General features: G+C 60.0%; 4 protein-coding genes and 2 pseudogenes. 2 read left to right on the top strand and 4 right to left on the bottom strand.

All coding sequences use genetic code 11. The features are described 5' to 3' along the window. Together L9Z73_RS31645 and L9Z73_RS26990 are read right to left on the bottom strand one after the other, a co-directional pair. Positions 1-140, bottom strand: a pseudogene (locus tag L9Z73_RS31645) (ABC transporter substrate-binding protein); the annotation flags it as partial. Then, positions 110-478: pseudogene (locus L9Z73_RS26990) on the bottom strand (YggS family pyridoxal phosphate-dependent enzyme); the annotation flags it as partial. The pseudogenes L9Z73_RS26990 and L9Z73_RS31645, both read right to left, overlap by 31 nt. A 57-nt stretch (positions 479-535) precedes the next feature. Between L9Z73_RS26990 and L9Z73_RS26985 the strand changes: the two are divergent. Continuing rightward, entirely contained in the window at positions 536-1,570 is a 1,035-nt protein-coding gene (locus L9Z73_RS26985; RefSeq protein WP_247407656.1) for a type IV pilus twitching motility protein PilT, read from the top strand. A 136-nt stretch (positions 1,571-1,706) separates the two neighbouring features. Here L9Z73_RS26985 and L9Z73_RS26980 read toward each other — a convergent pair whose 3' ends face one another. Next, complete coding sequence (locus L9Z73_RS26980) at positions 1,707-2,342, bottom strand: C40 family peptidase (RefSeq protein WP_247407654.1); 636 nt, start codon at positions 2,340-2,342, stop codon at positions 1,707-1,709. A gap of 250 nt (positions 2,343-2,592) precedes the next feature. Between L9Z73_RS26980 and L9Z73_RS26975 the strand changes: the two genes are divergently transcribed. Next, positions 2,593-3,021 carry a TM2 domain-containing protein gene (locus tag L9Z73_RS26975; RefSeq protein WP_017845004.1) on the top strand — a complete coding sequence of 143 codons (429 nt, stop codon included), beginning with the start codon at positions 2,593-2,595 and terminating at the stop codon, positions 3,019-3,021. 80 nt (positions 3,022-3,101) lie between these two features. On the opposite strand, the gene L9Z73_RS26970 is transcribed toward L9Z73_RS26975, so the two are convergent. Then, positions 3,102-3,752: amidohydrolase family protein (locus L9Z73_RS26970; protein WP_247407652.1), on the bottom strand; the 651-nt coding region annotated here is incomplete at its 5' end.

Here is a 3,752-nt window from a genome sequence, read left to right as displayed (position 1 = left end):
CCGACCTTGGCCAACTGGTCCTTGATGATCACCGCAATCTGCTCGTCGGCTTCGTTGCCAGCGTTGACCACGTAGTTCAGCTTCAAGTCCTTGGCACCGGCATCGGCCAGCAGTTTCTTCGCGGCGGCAGGTCGGCCGGGCGTTGTTCGGACAGGCGTTGTGCAATTTTCAGACGGTCCACGGAGTGCACCCAAGCGAAGTTCTCGGCGATCGCGCGAGTCTTGTTCGATTGAATGGGGCCGATGAAGTGCCAACTCAAGGGCAGGTCGGTTAATTCGGCCTGTTTGCCCAAGGCTTCCTGCAGGTAGTTTTCACCGAAATCACACATCCCGGCGGCATAGGCTTCGCGCACGGCTTGCGCGGGCTTGGTCTTGCTCACGGCCAGCAGGTGGATGCTGTTTGCGTCACGTTGCACGGCGTCGGCTGCGGCGCGGATGCGCTGGCTAACCAGGCCAATGTTGTCTGCTATCGTCGACATTCAAGATGCGCCCGTGGATATGGAGTCCGCGGCATTCTACTGGAAATGGAAAGCCCTATGGATATCACTGAATTACTCACGCAAAGCGTGCACCGGGGCGCCTCCGACCTGCACCTGTCGGCCGGCCTGGCGCCGATGCTGCGGGTGGATGGCGAGGTATGGTCGCTGGATGGGCCGGTGCTGTCAGCCACTCACGTGGCGGCTTTGCTCAGCCCTTTGCTCAACCGCTATCAACAAAAGGATTTCGAAACATCTCTTGAAACGGATTTTGCCTTCGAACTGCCCGGCGTGGGGCGATTCCGGGTGAATGTGTTCCAGCAGGCGCGCGGCATGGGCGCGGTGTTTCGCAGCATACCCGCGCAGGTCCAGAGCCTGGAAAGCCTCGGGTTGGGCGCGGTGTTCCAGCGTATCGCCCAGTTGCCGCGCGGCCTGGTGCTGGTGACCGGGCCCACCGGCTCGGGCAAGTCCACCACCCTGGCGGCGATGATCGATCACCTCAACCAGCATCGGCGCCAGCACATCCTCACGCTGGAAGACCCCATCGAATTTATCCACCAGCCCAACCGGTCTCTGATCAACCAGCGCCAGGTGCATCGCGACACCCAGAGTTTTTCGGCAGCCTTGCGCTCGGCGCTGCGGCAAGACCCGGATGTGATTCTGGTGGGGGAGCTGCGTGACCTGGAAACCATCCGCCTGGCGCTGACGGCGGCTGAGACCGGGCATCTGGTCTTTGGCACCCTGCACACCGCGTCGGCGGCCAAGACCGTGGATCGCCTGGTGGACGTGTTCCCGGCGGGGGAAAAGCCCATGGTCCGCTCGATGCTCTCGGAGTCGCTGCAGGCGGTGGTGTCCCAGGTGCTGGTCAAGAAGATCGGCGGTGGACGTGTGGCGGCCCATGAAATCATGCTGAGCACGCCGGCCATTCGCAACCTGATCCGCGAAGACAAGGTGGCGCAGATGGTCTCGGCGATGCAGACCGGCGGGGCGTTAGGGATGAAGACGCTGGATATGAGTTTGAAGGCGTTGGTCACAGAGGGCGTGATCAGCCGGGAAGAGGCGCGGGAGAAGGCGAGGGTGCCGACAGACATATGAGGTCTTGTGGGCAATGAAATCAAATGTGGGAGGGGCTTGCCCCCGATTGCAGTGGGTCAGCTACAGATAAGCTGACTGGTCCACCGCTATCGGGGGCAAGCCCCCTCCCACATTGGTACTGTATTCCAGCTTTAGATCAACGTTGGACGATCCGCAGGTTGTTCTGTTCTTTCGGCAGAACCCGCTTGGCGATCACGTAGTTCTTGTCCCAGAACGGCTTCTTCAGCGTATCGATGCTGACCGACTTGCCACGACGCGGTGCGTGGATAAAGCGGTCGTTGCCCAGGTAGATGGCAACGTGGTTAACCTGGCGGCTCTTCAATTTGAAGAACAGCAGGTCGCCCGGTTTCAAGTCCTTGCGATCAACCTTCTGCCCGTGGCCGGCGGCCATGGCGTTGGAGGTGCGCGGTAAATCCACGGCGGCAACGTTGTTAAACGCATATTTCACCAAGCCGCTGCAGTCGAAGCCTTTACTTGGGCTGCTGCCGCCCCAACGATAAGGTGTACCGAGCACATTAACGGCGCGGCTGAGGACGGTGCTGCTTTGCTTGGTGTTGCCTGCCATCAGGCCGGGTGCTGCCTTACCGTGGGCCTTGCTCAGTTGAGTCGGGCGGCTGACGGTGGGCTTTACAGATTTGGCCGTGCTGGGCGTGCTGTGAACTTTAGGGGTGAAACCGTTGACGTTAGGAAGTCGTTGCTCACGATTGGTGGCGTGGGCGGCCAGTGGCATTAATAGGCAAATGGTTAGCCATGTCTTGAAAAATGGTCGCATTAGGCGTGGCTCTTATGGGTTTGCGCGCAACTTTATAACAGCTTTTTGTGTCGTTCTCAGGCCGTTTGTCGACTGAACCTTGGGGTCAAACTCAGGAAATGCGCGACGAATCGCCGCAATTGTCCTACACAGGTCAGGTGGCATAAGGCTTTCAGGGGAGGGAAGATACCATCGGCCATACGTCGGGCGCATGTAAAAAAGTCACAAAGAAAGTGAAAAAATTTATCTATCGCAGCCAAAGAGGTACTCCATGAACACCTATCGACAGGATGTTTCGCAGCAAGACACCCACAGCAAGGTGATCGGTTACCTGCTCTGGATTTTTGGTTTTACCGGAGCGCATCGCTTCTATTACGGTAAACCCGTCACCGGGACGATCTGGTTTTTCACGTTGGGCTTGTTGGGTATTGGCTGGCTGATCGACCTGTTCCTGATTCCTGCCATGGACCGTGAAGCCGACCTGCGTTTTACCGCCGGCCCGATCGAATACAACGTGGCCTGGATCCTGTTGGCGTTTCTCGGGGTGTTCGGTGTACACCGGATGTACCAGGGCAAATGGATCACTGGCTTGCTCTACCTGCTGACCGGCGGCCTGTTTCTGGTGGGGGTGCTGTATGACTTCTGGACGTTGAATACGCAGATTTCGATCCGTAACGCCGAGCTAAGAGGCGGGCGCTGAATCTCTCACCCATACAGACAGGCAAATGTGGGAGGGGGCTTGCCCCCTCCCACATTGACTGTGCTCACTCCCGACTTGTATCAGGCCTGGTAGCTGATGCGTCCGTCTACCAGCGTGTAGCGCACGCTCGCCGGCAGGCTATGGCCGATGAACGGGCAGTTTTCGCCCTTGGACAGCCAGTGCTCACCGGCAATCGTCGAGCTGGCTGGATCGAACAGCACCAGATCCGCGGCGGCGCCCACAGCCAACTTGCCTGCCGGTAGGCGCAAGGCTTCGGCAGGGCCGGCGCTCAGGCGTGCCAGCAGCGTTGGCAAGTCGAGCAAGCCATCCTCTACCAGCGTCATTGCCAGCGGCAGCAACAGCTCGACGCAGCTGATACCCGGCTCGGTCGCGCCAAACGGTGCCAGTTTGGCATCGCGCTCGTGGGGTTGGTGATGGCTGGAGATCGCCGACACCACGCCGGACTTCACCGCCGCACGCAAGCCGTCACGGTCGGCACGGGTGCGCAGCGGTGGTTGTACGTGATACAGGCTGGAGAAGTCGATCAGTGCCTCGTCCGTCAGGATCAACTGATACAACGCCACGTCTGCCGTCACCGGCAAACCGCGGGCCTGGGCCTGGGCGATCAGGGCCACACCGCGGGCGCTGGTCAGTTGGCTGAAGTGCGCGCGCACGCCGCTTTGTTCCACCAGCAGCAGGTCGCGGGCCAAGGCCACGGTTTCAGCGGTCTC

This window comes from Pseudomonas emilianonis (genome assembly GCF_023072625.1).
In the GTDB taxonomy this organism is placed as follows: Bacteria; Pseudomonadota; Gammaproteobacteria; order Pseudomonadales; family Pseudomonadaceae; genus Aquipseudomonas; species Aquipseudomonas paraveronii.
This window is presented reverse-complemented; position numbering and strand designations above follow the sequence as displayed.

Excerpts from the sequence above, each read along its gene's own strand:
- L9Z73_RS26980 (WP_247407654.1), bottom strand. The coding sequence starts at position 2,342 with ATGCGACCATTTTTCAAGACATGGCTAACCATTTGCCTATTAATGCCA.
- L9Z73_RS26985 (WP_247407656.1), top strand. The coding sequence starts at position 536 with ATGGATATCACTGAATTACTCACGCAAAGCGTGCACCGGGGCGCCTCC.
- L9Z73_RS26975 (WP_017845004.1), top strand. The coding sequence starts at position 2,593 with ATGAACACCTATCGACAGGATGTTTCGCAGCAAGACACCCACAGCAAG.